Origin of the sequence: Spiroplasma poulsonii (assembly GCF_009866525.1) — a bacterium.
GTDB classification, from domain to species: Bacteria; Bacillota_I; Bacilli_A; order Mycoplasmatales; family Mycoplasmataceae; genus Spiroplasma; species Spiroplasma poulsonii.
On record NZ_CM020866.1, the window covers coordinates 1,195,538 to 1,210,226 of the forward strand.

Sequence of the window (14,689 nt, forward strand, 5' to 3'; positions counted from 1 at the left end):
AATTAAATAAAAATATTTCCGGAAGTTATTTCTGAAGATGGAGTATGATAATAATTTTTTGCTTCCGTTACTTTTTTGCCCTCGCGTTGCAACCGTGTAATTAATAAGTATCCATCTTCAACTTTAACTTTAACTCCTGTTTTTAAAACAGCAATAATGGTGCCATTTACTAAATCAACATCTTTTTCGGTTAATGGTTCTTCTGCAATAACCGCTTGATGAATTTTGTAAATAACATTATCTACGGTAGTATAAGCAATTGGTCAAGCATACAATCCCCGAATTTGATCATAAATATTTTGTTTTGGTAAATACCAATTAATTTTTTCTTCATCACGAGTAATGTTATAAGCAAATGTTACTTGCTTCTCATCTTGCGTGGTTCCTAACTGCTGACCAGTAATAATATCTAATAAGAATTTTTCAACCATCCCTCCTGCTAATGTCATTAAGCGATCATGTAATGATGAAGCGGTTTCATCAACAGCAATTGTTAAGGCTTCTTGGAAATACATTTCCCCCTCATCCATTTTTTTAATCATTTTCATTAAAGTAATCCCTGTTTCTTGTTCACCATACATAATTGCTTTATGAATTGGGGCGCCACCCCGTAATTTTGGCAATAATGAAGCATGAACATTAATACAATTAATTTTTGCTAGTTTTAAAATTCGTTCCGGAATAAACTGCCCATAAGCACATGTCACAATCACATCGGGTTGTAATGCTTCTAATTCGGTGTAAAGATCATTAATTTTTTCTGGTTGAAAAACTTGAATTTGATGTGCTAACCCAAATTCTTTAACTGGTGAAAACTGAATCGTTTGATTACGACCAATTTTGCGATCAGGTTGCGTTACAATCCCAATTAATTCAATTGTTGGTGCTAACTTTGTTAATGCGGTTAAAACTGCTGTTGCAAAAACAGGTGTTCCCATAAAAATTACTTTATACTTTTGCATTCTCTTTGCCTCCCTTTTCTAATGATAAGTTTTTCATTAAATGAATAACATGTTGGTAAATGACAACCATTGCCAAAGTATCACGATTACAATATTTTAACATTTCCTCTCGAAAAAAGGTTTTTCAAATTGTACTTGGAATGTTATTTTCTACTCGACGGCGAAAGATTTCACTTGCCATATCCCCCTTTTGCACCTTTAACGCTTGATATGTAAACTGGTTATCAAAAGCTGGTTGGGTTTTTTTAATTGATGCTGAACCATAAAATTCTTTTTTATAAATCATAAAATCTTGAAAGAAATCCATTAGGTCAATTGTTTTATTTCGAATAATGGCTAATTTTTGTTGTAATGTTTGATAAGTTGTAATTATTGTTTGCTCAGTAGTTTTGCTAATTAAAATTGCTAAATAATTAATTAATTCGGATAATACTTTACATTCAAAACTCTTATAATAAGCAACATATACTCCGACCTCGGCACGAAACAAATCCGTTACTAAATGTTCAATTAATTGTAGACGTGGATCACCATCCCCATCAGCTAAAAAAGCATAGTGTTCCATCGTTGCTTCATCATGATAATTAAAGTACTGATCTTTAATGATATGAACGGAGTATTGAAACGGGATTTGTTGATACGAATAAGAATAATCAAACCGCGGCACCGCTGCTTTCATTGTTTCAAAGTCATACATATACAACGGATATTGATATTTCGCTAAAACTGCTTTAATATGTTCAATTTGTGTTGGGTCAATAACTGGGGCATTATCTTGAACCGCTAAAATTTGACGTTGTTGTTTAACTGAAAATAAAATTGGTTTTTTTTCGCGCGATGATTGTTGAAAAGTAAATGGTAAAATAACATCTGTTAAATAATCAATATGTTCTTGATACTTTAATAAGGTCTTCTTTTCCATTCCACGGGTTAATTCAAACACACTGTGATGTTCTGGTAAATAATCTGTTGCGTGTTGACAATACCCATAGCGATCTCCTTTCGCATTAAAACATTGTTCTTGCGTAAATAAGGGAAAAACTTCAACAGCTGGCTTTGCGAAATAACTTTTAATTAATGCTAAATCATCAGTAATTAAACGATTTTTTGCAACTCGTTTCACAAATGTTCCTGTTAACATTTGTTGACAAAATTCTAATAAACTAACTGGTGCTAACGTTTTTGTTGGTAATTTATATCAATCCTGAAACATAAATAATTCATCATCATCAATATCACCAACACGTTGATATTCTGAATTCAATAACATTAAAGAAACGCGACTAATTGTTAATCCAACGCCAGTTAAAACACAATATTGGTACGCCACATCATAACCATATTCATCTTTAACTGGTTTATCAACATACATTTGTAAATCTTTGTTATATTTACGTCCCGTTGAAGCTTTAACCTCAATTAAGTGATAAGTTCCATCGGGTAGTTTTTTTAAAATATCACACTTCGTAATACAATTGTTATAAATAAAGGATGGTTCAAAATAAACATCATAGTTTGGATTAGCTAATACTTCCTTTGTTTTGGCAAAAGCGATTTTCTTACTATAGTGTTCTAAATTAAAATAGTTATGATCACGCATAAAGTATTCTCGTGCTCGTTGCCCAACTTCGTTCCCATCGGCAATTGTTTCACCGGGATAAAAATCAATTGGATTGGTAATAGTTGATTGAACATCATCCCTAAAAGAGCGGACATCATCACTAATCGTGTCATCTTTATCAGCGGGTCAGTAAGTCTCTAACGCTAAATCATATAAGTTTGGCATAAACAATTCTGACCCAACTTCGCTTTCATCATCATCACTACCAATAAAATCACTATCATTAATTTTGGCACTATTAATGTTATCTTGTAAATCAAAAAAGACAGAAATTTTTTGTTCTGTTACTCACTGTTGGACTGTTTTTAAGTTAGTCCGTGATGCTAACGTCCACGCAATTTTTAAACATTTTTTAAAGCGTTTAAAATCCTCTTTTTTTAATGTTACGACTGAATCCATTTGTTGCACTTCACTTTCGTTATTTGTTCCAATTCCCTAAAAGATAAAGAAAATAAGACTACGCTTATTTTCTTGGGACAAATTTCTCAGGTTTCGGTTTTGGTCGTTCCTCAACAGGTAGTTGTCCTGCTTTTCGTAATTTGCGCTCTTCTTCACGTTTTTTGACCATTTCCGCACGATGAGCTTCATATTCTTGTTTTGCCGTAATTTTAGCTGCCTTCTTTTCCTCTTTTGTTAATTTAACTTTCTTCTCACTAATTTCAATGCGATGTTTAGTATCGTCTAAATCAATTTCTTGATTAACAGTTCAAGTTGTTTCATATTGTTTTTTACTAATTTTTTTTGAAATTCCTTCAATTTCAAAAGCTTTTTGTTCTAAAAAAGAATTAGTTTTTGCTTCATAAATATCAACAATAACATCAAAGATATCACGATATTTAAATTCTTTCCCCTTACGAGCAATAACTTTTTCATATTCTAAGCGTAAGTTTTTACGATTGTCAGTTTCTTTAATATACTGTTTAATTTTATCTTTAACTTGTTTTTTACGCTTTTCTCGTTCAAGACGCTGCGCTTTTCGTCCCATAATTGAAGAAACAATTGCAAAAATAATAACTGCAACTACAATCACTACTAAAATGACATTCATTGTCATACTGCCACCCAGAAAATTTGACATTGTTATCTAGACTCCTTTTTACTTTATTTATATTATGCACTATTACCAAGAATTTTACAAATATTTTCCCAGGTGAGTTCTAATATTATTTTAGTCACTAGTTTAACAATAGTTTTAAACTATCTCTTTGTAAAAATGGTTAAATCCAAAAATAAATACAATGATTCACTAATAACTTCATTTAAATAAATATAATTTAAAACTATTTTTACACTTATCTTGTGTAGTTTTAATTAACAATTAATTATTTTACCTAGTAATAAAATTAAAAAAATAATTAATTATAAAACAATTTTATATATAATCTGAAATTACCTTTAGTTCAATATTATATTTTTTAAGTGTCAATAAAATTTTTGAATCATAAGAGTAAATTTTATCAAATAAAATTATTTTTTCAAACTTAGATTTTTGTAAATTATTAGAAAGTACAAAGTTTTCATATACTAAAATCTGTCCAATCGCTTTATATATTTCAGTTCCAGAAGTTTTAATTTCAAAAATTTTAGTTTCATTTTCATTTTCTACATATAAATCAATAAAATTAAATTTTTCTATTTTAACCTTATAATCTTGGTTAAAGAAATGAGCAGCTAATATACTTTGAATTCTATTATGTTCTAAAGACAAACAAGATTGCCTATTAATTGTTATAACCTCTAAATTTTCATTTTTGTTCAGTTCAAAAATATTAGTATCTCAGTTATCATATAAAATTTTATTTTGTTCTTCTTCATTTACTTCTAATATATTAGGAAAGGTTTTTAAAGTTGGTCCAATACTCATTTCTTTTTTAAAATATTCTAATTTTTCATAATTAATTTTGTGATATATTTCTTTAGATTTTTTATCAATGATTAATTCAAAAAAGTTTAAATTTTTATTCATTTTTTGATTCTCAATTGATTTTCCACCACCAAAAAAACCTAAAAATACAAAACGCTGAAATTCAAGTTCTTCTTTAGTAGCATCATTTTCTTTTCGTTTTGCAGTTTTTTTACCAAAATTAATTACCCGTTCAGTTCGATAATTTGCTCTTAGTCCTATTGTTAAATTACCATATACTTTCTCTTTGCCTTTATATTTATTAAATAATACTGAATCATATACTTTATTATCAACTTTTCCAGCAAAAATAAGTGATGGAATATTACTCTTAACCTCTAATAAATGGTCTTTTAATTTATTTATATTAATTCAAAATTCTCCTAAATCAATATAACTTAAATCATTTAGATTAATTTTAAATTCTGAATATAAAACCGTGGGAACAGTAACTGCCTTTAAACTTGATAAATTTACTCCTTTTTTAGGAACTTGTCTATTAATATCCGGTGATGCCTCAGATGGTGACCAAATTATTAAATTATTTTCTATACGCATACTAATTTCTTTTTTCACTATTGATTACTCCAAATATCTGTATATAATATAATGTTAACAAAAAAAATAAAAAATAGCACAATATTATGCTATTTATTTTTTAAAGTTTTATATACTGCAAGAGCAATTGCTTTTGATAATAATGGTGGAACTGCATTTCCAATTTGTAATAATTGTCATTTTTTTGTGCCCTCAAAAATAAAATCATCTGGGAAACTTTGTAATGCTGCTAATTCTCTTGGAGTTAAAACTCGTGGTAATTTTGGATGTATATTTACACCACCATGATTTTCTTTAATAGTACATGAAGTCTTATTTCATGGCGACTTTTTTCATGCATCTGAATAATTCTTATATAAAGATTTACCCTCAGGAACTTTTGATAATCTTTTCTTCATTTCTTCTGTATGATTTGTAAATATATGATTAATATCTTTATTTTCGTCTATATATAAAAAACGTTCTAGTTCTTGACCCAAAGTTTTATAATTATTTTCATTAAAAATAGGTTCTGGATGATAATTTACTAAACCTATATTATTTGCTATAAAAATAACTCTTTTTCTTTGCTGAGCAACACCATAATCAGCTGCATTCAACGTATGAACAGAAATATTGTATCCTATATCTTGATAATCCGAAATTATCATTTTTTCAATCTTACCATTTAGCATACTTCGTAATCCTTCTACATTTTCCATAACAACAAATTTAGGATTTATTTGTTTAACTATTTCCAACATATCTAAATATAAAGAATTTCTAGGATCAGCCACAACTCTATTTCCTGCCATACTAAAACCTTGACATGGAAACCCCCCAACTATGACATCTACTTGCTCTTCTTTACATTTTTTAATTACATTTTGTTTTATTTTGGCATCTTTAATATCTCTTGTTTCAATATTTTCATTTGGAAATCTTCCAGAATTTATAAAGTTTTTTTTATATGTGTTAACAGCACATTGCAAAATTTCTACACTATAAACAGGTGTAAAACCAGCCATTACCATTCCACAAGATAAACCACCAGCTCCTGAAAATAAATCTAAAAATTTTAATCCATTTTTATTATTTTTATTATTTCAACCATCAATTATTTTCATTTCAGGTAAAATATTTATAAATTTAGTGTCTTGATATTCAATATTTTTATTGAAATATTTAATTCTATCTGGTATTTTATTAATTTTATGGTCCGCTGTTTTTCACCTATAATATTCCTCTTTATTTACAGAATAAAAATTACCACCTTTTTTCTCTGCAAGTAGTTCATTACTCGCGATTGCTCTACGAATAGTTTTTAAGCTCTTTTGTTCTAATTCAGCTATTTCTTTAATTGTTAAAAATTCTTGACGCATATAATATCACCATAATTAATTATAATACATTTTTTAAAAAACATGTTAAGTGGACATATTTTTTTAAAAATCTATTTAATTTTGCCATTAATAAGTGAATCAATTGCAATTCTAATTACTTTTAAATGATATTTATAATATGACATTTTATATTTATTATTATTTTTTCTTAATAATAAAATAAAATCATTCATATTTTTTGGACGTCAATTATAAGGAAATGTTATATTGTTAAAATTTAATACTAATGGATGCGCAAGAATGTTTCTTATATTTTGAATTTCATTTATTTCACCATCATTATAATTTGAAAATAAATTTTTATTTTCAGTATTTATATATAATGATTCAAAAAAATTTTAATTTTTCTTAATGGTTCACTTTTACCTCCTGTTTCTAACTGTTTTAGTAACATATTGAGACCCCCTTCTTTGCCAATTAATAAAATATTAAAAGGATTTATAACTATAATCCCTGATGGTAAAATAATTTTATCATTTAACAATATTACAACTGCCATTTTTCTAAATGATTCATACATTATTTAATAATTTTATATAAAAATAGGTAAACTGCATAATATCATTTTGATCCGGGACATCTGAAATACAATTTTCAAGAGCAGTAAATTCAACAATAATTCATTTTTGTAAATCAATTAATTCTTTATTCATTTTTAAATTTAATTAATAAAATTTTTTATTAATTTGATTCTTTCCTTTTTTCTATTTGGATCTGTTGTTCCTTGTGTATGCAATTCAATACATTTTTCACACATTAACTTAAAATTATCAGTAAGTGCCTTTTTTTCTTCTAAATATTGTCTATTTTTAGTTTTAGTTAAAAAAATATTTCTATCTAGTGAAGCGAGTTTTGCAATTTGATCATTATCCATTTTTTTATTTCTATTAACAACATAAAAATTGTAAAAAAATATTTACGATCAAAACTTAATAAACTACCATTTAAGTTAATTATTTTTTTAAAAATATCTATTGCTTCCCTATAAATATATATAACAGAATTTAATGCATCTAAAGCATTTGAAAATGTATCATCATTATCATATTTTTCATAAAAATTATTGATACTCTTATCAGAATCATTAACATAACTTTCTAAATAAAAAATTAAAATTCTTGCTAAATCTTCTTGCAACTTCATACGTCTTATTTCCATATCTTTATATAATCCAAGTTCTTCTATTTCATCAAAAATTGCTAATCTTATTTTTTCAACTATAGTTTTAAATGTACCAAAATAATTTGCATTTCGTAACTCTTGACTATTTAATGCATAATTAAATGTATTTAAACGAGCAAAAATATCATATATTATATTTTTATCTTTAGTAGAAAAAACCTGACAAGGAATTTCGTATAATAATATAAGTTCTTTTTGTTCATCTGGTAAATCTTTAAAAAATAAATTAGCCACTTCTTCATTATGAACTTTTAAAATTTTAAAAGAATTATTAACATACTGCAAAATTGTAGATATTCGTTGTTGACCATCTACTACTTCTCTATTAGTTTTCATGGTAGAAGCATCTATTTCTTCAGCTAAAAAAATATGTGAAATAGGGTATCCTGGTATCCTTTAAGTAAAGAATCTATTAAATATGATTTTGCTTTATCAGGTCATACTAAATTTCTTTAATAATGTGGATTAGTAATTAATTGGTTGCTTTGTGATCAATTTAAAAAATCTATAACTTTATATTGTTTACTAGTAGTTTGCATTTTGCACCTCTTTCATTCATACTTTGATCAACTTTGTTAATAATTTTATTATATTAGATATATATAAAAAAACATAAATAAAATCTAACTTTTTCAAATAAACTAAAATTTGAATTTTTATCATAATTTTATTTAGGAATCTATAAGTAAATTTCCTTTTCTTTTTGGTTAATCCTTTCTTAACCAACAACAACATTGTGATAAACTTCTTGAACATCATCAACTTCGTCTAACATATTTAACATTTTTTCAAAGCGCTCTGCGTCCTCACCTTGTAATGTAATTCGTTCATAGGGTAACATTGTAATTTCCGCCATTTGAAATGCTTCAATTCCATTTTCATCTAAAGTTTTTTTAACACTATTAAATGCTGTAGCGGGAGCATACACAACAACTTGGCCATCTTCAGCCACAACATCATTAACATCACAATTTGCTAGCAGTAATAATTCAAAAATTTCTTCAACTGTTTTTCCTTCAAAAGCAAAAACTGCTAAATTATCAAATAAATGCGTTACTGCACCATTAACCCCTAATTTACCACCAGTTTTTGTAAAACAATTACGAACTTCTGCTATAGCACGATTAACATTATTTGTTAACGTATCAATAATAATTGCACTGCCTCCTGGTCCGTAACCCTCATAACGAATTGCTTGGTAGTTTTCATTATCATTACCACTTGCTTTTTTAATTGCACGGTCAATAACATCACGGGGAACTTGTTTTGATTTTGCTTTATCGATTGCATTACGTAATGCTAAATTAGCATTCGGATCAGCTCCGCTTTCCCGCGCTGCTAAATAAATTTCACGTGCCACCCGGTTATATAACACCGCTTTTTTCGCAGCAGTTGCTGCCATTGATTGTTTTCGAACTTCAAACGCTCTTCCCATAATTTGCTCTCCTTAAATCCTGATTTTTTCCGTATATATTATACAATAGACTTCTTGCATTACTTGTTAAAAAATTGCAAATATTTGTAAAAAAGATACTAATAGAAAAATATAATTTTAATTAATTATGTTTTTTATTTAAAAATTTAATATTTTTCCACAACGAAAAATTAATTTATTATTTAAATTATTTAATTTTAAATAAATATTTTATGTTAAATATAATAATTGTAAATTATAAATTGAGGCAATTAAATTAAATCTTAAACCAAATCTTTTTCTTCGATTACGATATTTTTCTGTAATAATTTTAAATTTTTTAAGAATAGCAAAAATATTTTCAATAATAATTCTCATTTTTGAAACTAGTCTATTATATTGCTTTTGTTCTTTGTTTAAAGGGTTTTTCTTTGTTTTCTTTGTAGGTATTAGAACATTATTGTGATTTTTTTGTATTCCTTGATAACCACTATCAACTATTAATTTGGTATTTTTTAAAATTGGGATTTTTGATTCTTTAAATAAAGCATAATCATGTTTTTTTCCGAGCGAAAAACTTGTTGCAATAATTTTTTTGGTTTCTTGTTCGATAATTACTTGTGTTTTGATCGTGTGTTTTTTCTTTTTACCAGAATAAGATTGTTTTTGTCTTTTTTTGGGCGTTGGATTGGAGTTTCGGTAGCATCAATAATAATAGTTTTATCATTAAAATAATCATTTATTAGTGCTTTTTTACCAGCAAGTTGTTGAAAATCAGAGTTTTTAATTAAAATATCTTCAATTCACTTAATATTACGATAACAATTAGCCTCACTAATATCAAAACTTTTACCAAGATGAAAATAAGTCTGATATTCTCGTCAATATAATAAAGTCATCAATAATCTATTTTCTAATGATAATTTATTAGTTTTACCACCTTTTTTAAATTTTTCTATTTCAGCAACTTTTAAAATATCTAACATTTTATTAAAAGTGGATTTTTTTATTCCTGTTAATCTTAACCATTCTCTATCATTAACAGTATTAAATTTATTATTGTTCATATTTTTATGTCCTCATAAATTATATTTTATAATAATATTTTAATAAAAAAGGGTATCGCAAGAAGTCTAATAAAATCTTTAAAAGTTATTTATCATAACGCATTAAATAACCATTTTCATTACCATAATATTGGGGAATTGTTCGCACAATGTCAAATCCATGCTTAAGATATAACTTTTGGGCGGCTAAATTATGTTCATTTACTTCTAAAAAAATACTATGAAAAGGAAAATGTGCTAATATATAAGTTAACATTTTAGTACCCCATCCTTGTTGGTGGTGTGTTTTTTTAACGGTAAGTTTAATAATTTCTAAATCATCACCACTATGCATTAAAATAAAAGAGCCCACTAAATTATTATTAAGAACCAATTTATAAACAAGATAATTCGGATTATTAATAATTTGAATTAAATTACGATATTTATAATAATGCTGCGGGTAATTTTCTTGCTCTAACAAAAACAATAATAACCCATCAGTATTATTAACTGCTTTAATTTCGAACATTATCCGAAAGCTTTCTTAATATAACGTGGTTCTAAAGCGAAAATATCATCTACCAAGTGAAAATGGTTCTTTAACAGTTGATAATTTTGGACGGGGTCAATTTCTTGTAAATCACTACGAAATTGATAACCTGGAAATTGTTTACTAATTTCGAGACAAGTTTCATAATCAACAACTTGACTAGGAATAATTTCTTGCCCATTACTAATTACAGCAAAGTAGCGTTGTCCACCGCGCGCATCTAACATTGAAACAACACTGTCAAATCCTGCTTGATATAATAAAGTATTAATAACCGATACTTTAACATCGGGATTAATTATTTTAATGGTTTTAACAATTGTCATTGGAATTCGAAGCCCAGTATAACTCCCTGGTCCTGTTGTTAAATAAAAATGATTAACATCTTTTAACTGCAAGTGATATGTTGCTAATAACTTATTAATCGCTGGTAACGTTTCTTCAGTGTGACGCCGCGCATTATTTTGATGAACATAGCCAAGAACTTGCTCATCTTGTTCTAATATTAAAATTAAAAAATCAGTACTAGTATCAATAAATAGGTTTAACATATTATCCCCCGCTTTCTAATGCAATGCGTAACGCGACATTATTGGTTTTAATGGTAAAAACTCGTTCCTGGTCTTTTTCAATATTAATAGTAATTTTAATTATTTCATACTGGTCAGTTAAATCCTTACTAATTAAACTTGGTCATTCAATAATATTAATACTATTTGGGAAATAATCAAAATACATTCCTCATTCTTCAGAATGATCTAAGCCTAATAACCGATAACAATCCATATGGTTAATAAGCGTTTGATCTGGGGTGGTATATTTATTCATAATAATAAAAGATGGTGAAGTAACTGGTTTTGTCACTCCTAACGCTGCTAATAAATACTTTGTAAAAGTTGTTTTACCCGCTGCTAATTGTCCTTCTAATAATAAGCATCAATTGGGTTGTAAAAATGGTGCTATTTTAGTAGCTAATTGTTTTGTTGCATTTTCATCGCTAATCATTATTTTCATAATATCCCACTTTCTATAAATAATTATATCTAGGAATTAATTATTGTGCTATACTTTCCAAAAAATATGTAATAATTAAAGTGCAGAAAAAGAGAAAGGTCGTTATAAACTAATGAAAGATATTTTAATTATTGGTGCTGGTCCCGTTGGGTTATATGCTTGAAGCTGTGCTGGAATGTTGGGATTAACTGGTTATACCATTGAAGGAAATGATACCCCGGGGGGTCAACCCTGAGAGTTATATCCTGAAAAACTTTTATATGATATGCCTGGTTTCCCGGAAATTAAAGCAAAAACTTTTATTGAAAATCTAATTGTCCAAGGTGAAAAAAATAATAAACAAATAACATATTTTGGAAAAACAAACATTCTAACGGTTGTTGAAGAAAATAATGGATTTACTATTACTTTAACAAATAACAAAGTTCTTAATGTTAAAACAATTCTAATTACTAGTGGCAATGGTGTTTTTACCCCTATTCGGTTAGAACATCTTGATGCAACAAAAGAATACGACAACTTGTGATATGCTGTGAAAGATCTACCTACTTTAACTAATAAAAAGGTTATTGTCCTTGGTGGTGGTGATAGTGCTGTTGACTGAGCAAATCATTTAGTTGAAGATAAGATTACCAACAATGTTACCATCATTCATCGTCGTGACTTATATCGTGCCAAAGAAAGCAATGTTCAAAAATTACAGCAAAATAAGATTACCGAACTCAAACCTTATCATGTTAAAGCAGCACAAATCCAGAATAATGAGATTACAATGTTAACCCTTGAACATAAAAGCAACAAAGAAACATTAGAAGTAACAGCTGATTATTTTATTGTTCAATATGGAGCCAAAGTAGCACCAACAATGTTACAGCAGTTTTCATTAGAAACAACCCCAATGCGGAAAATTATCATTCAACCAAGTGGGCAAACTAGTCACAGCCATATTTTTGCCGCAGGAAATAGCGCTTATTATGAAGGAAAATACTATAATATGGTCACTGGTTTTGGCGAAGCAATTAATGCTTTATTTAACATTACAAAAATCATTCATGGTAATAAATATCATCCTGGTTATTTAAGTGATATTAAAAAATAATAATTATACTTTATTTAAAAAATGTATATTTTATATACATTTTTTGTTTTATTAAATTCTTTACGTTCCTTTTAATTTATAAATTTCTTTTGGTGGTTCATCCTCACTCATTTTCTTTGTATTTTGGTGTAAGGCTTCTTCACGTTCTCATAATTTTTGATATTGCATTTCTGGTTCGGTTAAGATAATAAAATCATCTTCATATTTTTTCTGACGAATTTGACGCATTTTATCTTGGCGTTTTGTTCAAATTTTATGCACAATTGGTAAACGTAAGAAAATTCCACGAACTGAGCGCGGTGCTCATAAGATTGAGTTCCCAATAATAACAAACAAGGAAGCAAAGATTAATCCAAAGAACATATTTAATAGTTTTTGTCAGCCCCATATTGGTTGTAACTGATCATTATAAATTTCCATTGGATTATATGTTTTTGTTAAGAATAAATAGTTAACTAAAATAGCAACCACAATTGGCACCAATAAAATCATTCAATTACGAAAAACACCTTTAAAATTACTATTGTATGTTAAAAATAATCAGTTATAAAACCATAAATATAAAAAGCGAAGAAGACTAACAAAACACGTAATAATTAAAATCCCATATAATGCCGCGGAAAGATCATTTACTAAAAAACAGAAAATTAAGGCCGTAAAAAAACACAACACAATATTAATAATTCCAATCACAAAGGTTGGAATTGCCGTTTGTTTATAATTTGCTTTGGCGTACACTAAAACATTGGCTGGTTCAGCTAAAACAATAAAAACCGAACTTAATGCCACTAATAATGAAAATGTTGGCTGATAAAAAATACTTTTAAAAATAGCTATTTCTTGTGCGGTTCAAGCATTTACACCTGTTGCACTATTATTAATTTGTTCAATAATTTGGGGAGCATATAATGTTGTCACAAAATATGGTGATAAAATAAATTGGTTTACAAATAAAAACCCACCAATCATAAAGGCATACGTTTCAAACTTAAGATAGCTATTTCAATCAATCCGGCCATTTTTTGCCGTTCAAGCAGCAAAAAACTCACGAAATGAATTAATTAAAATCATCATAATACTTCGTACCCCAACGGTAATTGTCATATATAGCGATAAGGTTGATGACACCCGTAATCCTAATAGTAAAGCGGTAATAATAACATCCCCATTAATTAATAAGGTCTCACCAATATTTTTTAATACAACAATATTACTTGATTTTACTAATTGCATATTATCTTTTTGGCGAACAATTCGAATTCAAGGATAATGAAACTTAACAAAGATATAAATTAAACTTCCTTTCATAATGGAATATGCTAAGAAAATTATAAAAACAAAAAGCGGGTCAACTGTTCGTGAGATCAAGTAAAAAATAACTGAATAAGAAATTAAATCACAAATCATCAAAATTAAACGCCGCATATGATTATTTTGATCTGCTTGCATTAAATTTTCATAACAAGCAGTTCAAAATAAGGCAATTAAGTTTTTTGATCCAATAATTACAATAATTAACATCATTTTTCATAACGGATAACTAATTGTATGATCATTTCATAAAATGCTAAAATTACCTTCAAATAAATAAATATAAGTACTATACCCAATTGCAATGACCGCTAATAAAATGACCCCAACAATTCCCGAAATCTTATACTGGTGTTTTGCTGTATTGACCATTTCATTAGATTTAATTCAATCTTTTTGTAATAATGGTTTCATTAAAAAAATAACGGTAATGGCTCCTAACCCACCTTCAACGGTTCCTAAGAATGAAACAATGGCAATACTATTCTTCACAAACCCATTTAACTGTGAACCATAACTCCGAATTAATAAGTACATTAAAGTAAATTGAAAAGCAGTTCCAATTAAAGAAGTAAAAGCGCCAATCAAAATACTAATGATTCCTCTTCTTGTTGACAATTACTTCACCTCTTTCCATTCTTACT

The 14,689-nt window shown here is 27.6% G+C and carries 17 protein-coding genes; 1 reads left to right on the forward strand and 16 read right to left on the reverse strand.

What is annotated here, in order from left to right; genetic code table 4:
• Window positions 1–2: 2 nt before the first annotated feature.
• From fmt to tsaE, 15 genes are all read right to left on the reverse strand, one after another.
• Window positions 3–962 (reverse strand): methionyl-tRNA formyltransferase, encoded by a 960-nt coding sequence (gene fmt / locus MSROBK_RS06745; RefSeq protein WP_040093720.1) that lies wholly within the window; start codon window positions 960–962, stop codon window positions 3–5.
• Window positions 949–2,982: a DUF2779 domain-containing protein gene (locus MSROBK_RS06750; RefSeq protein WP_040093721.1), complete on the reverse strand. Its 2,034-nt coding sequence runs from the start codon at window positions 2,980–2,982 to the stop codon at window positions 949–951. Before MSROBK_RS06750 ends, fmt begins: the two co-directional genes overlap by 14 nt.
• A 64-nt stretch (window positions 2,983–3,046) precedes the next feature.
• A complete protein-coding gene (locus tag MSROBK_RS06755) occupies window positions 3,047–3,661 on the reverse strand; it encodes a hypothetical protein (RefSeq protein WP_040093722.1) in 615 nt (204 codons plus the stop codon).
• A gap of 294 nt (window positions 3,662–3,955) precedes the next feature.
• Window positions 3,956–5,062 carry a hypothetical protein gene (locus MSROBK_RS06760; protein ID WP_040093723.1) on the reverse strand — a complete coding sequence of 369 codons (1,107 nt, stop codon included), beginning with the start codon at window positions 5,060–5,062 and terminating at the stop codon, window positions 3,956–3,958.
• 71 nt (window positions 5,063–5,133) lie between these two features.
• On the reverse strand, window positions 5,134–6,405 hold the full coding sequence (locus tag MSROBK_RS06765; RefSeq protein WP_040093724.1) for a DNA cytosine methyltransferase: 1,272 nt from the start codon (window positions 6,403–6,405) through the stop codon (window positions 5,134–5,136).
• 71 nt (window positions 6,406–6,476) lie between these two features.
• Window positions 6,477–6,599 carry a hypothetical protein gene (locus MSROBK_RS12155; protein ID WP_258267075.1) on the reverse strand — a complete coding sequence of 41 codons (123 nt, stop codon included), beginning with the start codon at window positions 6,597–6,599 and terminating at the stop codon, window positions 6,477–6,479.
• A 330-nt stretch (window positions 6,600–6,929) separates the two neighbouring features.
• Entirely contained in the window at window positions 6,930–7,079 is a 150-nt protein-coding gene (locus tag MSROBK_RS06770; RefSeq protein ID WP_157944241.1) for a hypothetical protein, read from the reverse strand.
• An 8-nt stretch (window positions 7,080–7,087) separates the two neighbouring features.
• Window positions 7,088–7,300, reverse strand: a complete 213-nt coding sequence (locus MSROBK_RS06775) for a hypothetical protein (RefSeq protein ID WP_040093726.1) — start codon at window positions 7,298–7,300, stop codon at window positions 7,088–7,090.
• Window positions 7,264–8,001: a GmrSD restriction endonuclease domain-containing protein gene (locus MSROBK_RS06780; RefSeq protein ID WP_107685394.1), complete on the reverse strand. Its 738-nt coding sequence runs from the start codon at window positions 7,999–8,001 to the stop codon at window positions 7,264–7,266. The genes MSROBK_RS06775 and MSROBK_RS06780 overlap by 37 nt, the downstream gene beginning before the upstream one ends.
• Before the next feature lie 325 nt (window positions 8,002–8,326).
• Window positions 8,327–9,043, reverse strand: coding sequence for a YebC/PmpR family DNA-binding transcriptional regulator (locus MSROBK_RS06785; RefSeq protein ID WP_040093728.1), 717 nt, complete (start codon window positions 9,041–9,043; stop codon window positions 8,327–8,329).
• Window positions 9,044–9,253: 210 nt separating this feature from the next.
• Window positions 9,254–9,652 carry a transposase family protein gene (locus MSROBK_RS13845; protein WP_242441474.1) on the reverse strand — a complete coding sequence of 133 codons (399 nt, stop codon included), beginning with the start codon at window positions 9,650–9,652 and terminating at the stop codon, window positions 9,254–9,256.
• A complete protein-coding gene (locus tag MSROBK_RS13850; protein ID WP_040092682.1) occupies window positions 9,637–10,089 on the reverse strand; it encodes an IS5 family transposase in 453 nt (150 codons plus the stop codon). The genes MSROBK_RS13845 and MSROBK_RS13850 overlap by 16 nt, the downstream gene beginning before the upstream one ends.
• 85 nt (window positions 10,090–10,174) lie before the next feature.
• Window positions 10,175–10,600 (reverse strand): GNAT family N-acetyltransferase, encoded by a 426-nt coding sequence (locus MSROBK_RS06795; RefSeq protein WP_040093729.1) that lies wholly within the window; start codon window positions 10,598–10,600, stop codon window positions 10,175–10,177.
• Window positions 10,600–11,172: a tRNA (adenosine(37)-N6)-threonylcarbamoyltransferase complex dimerization subunit type 1 TsaB gene (gene tsaB / locus MSROBK_RS06800; protein ID WP_040093730.1), complete on the reverse strand. Its 573-nt coding sequence runs from the start codon at window positions 11,170–11,172 to the stop codon at window positions 10,600–10,602. Before tsaB ends, MSROBK_RS06795 begins: the two co-directional genes overlap by 1 nt.
• 1 nt (window position 11,173) lies before the next feature.
• Window positions 11,174–11,635 carry a tRNA (adenosine(37)-N6)-threonylcarbamoyltransferase complex ATPase subunit type 1 TsaE gene (gene tsaE, locus MSROBK_RS06805; RefSeq protein WP_040093731.1) on the reverse strand — a complete coding sequence of 154 codons (462 nt, stop codon included), beginning with the start codon at window positions 11,633–11,635 and terminating at the stop codon, window positions 11,174–11,176.
• Window positions 11,636–11,747: 112 nt separating this feature from the next.
• Between tsaE and MSROBK_RS06810 the strand changes: the two genes are divergently transcribed.
• Window positions 11,748–12,734, forward strand: coding sequence for an NAD(P)/FAD-dependent oxidoreductase (locus MSROBK_RS06810; protein WP_040093732.1), 987 nt, complete (start codon window positions 11,748–11,750; stop codon window positions 12,732–12,734).
• A 60-nt stretch (window positions 12,735–12,794) separates the two neighbouring features.
• Here MSROBK_RS06810 and MSROBK_RS06815 read toward each other — a convergent pair whose 3' ends face one another.
• Entirely contained in the window at window positions 12,795–14,663 is a 1,869-nt protein-coding gene (locus MSROBK_RS06815) for a polysaccharide biosynthesis protein (protein ID WP_040093733.1), read from the reverse strand.
• Window positions 14,664–14,689: the final 26 nt, after the last annotated feature.